This is a genomic window from Pseudomonas sp. 2822-17 (assembly GCF_002742485.1).
Classification (GTDB): domain Bacteria; phylum Pseudomonadota; class Gammaproteobacteria; order Pseudomonadales; family Pseudomonadaceae; genus Aquipseudomonas; species Aquipseudomonas cyclaminis.
In genome coordinates, this window is sequence record NZ_LJRZ01000155.1 from 1 (window position 1) to 261 (window position 261).

At 31.4% G+C, this 261-nt stretch carries 1 protein-coding gene; it reads left to right on the top strand.

The window, feature by feature from the left end:
- Positions 1 to 98: 98 nt before the first annotated feature.
- A partial coding sequence (locus AOA60_RS34320) for an NAD(P)H-dependent oxidoreductase (RefSeq protein WP_143522326.1) occupies positions 99 to 261 on the top strand: 163 nt, incomplete at its 3' end.

Below are 261 nucleotides of genomic sequence, written 5' to 3' on the forward strand. Positions count from 1 at the left end.
TTCAAATAGCATTCTTGAATTATTGTGTTAGTCATTATTAACACTAGGATACAAGAGAATACCTATTAAACCATACATTAAACTGGAGGACTGATACCATGCAAGGTAAAACGAAACCTTCCATCATTCTCATTAATGGAAGTACGAATCGTGAATCCTTCACAAAAAAAGTATTAGAAAAAATAGAAAGTCGTTTAAAAGAAAATGGTGCAAAGACGCAATTAGTTAACATACACCAATTGAATTTACCTGTTTTTGCTC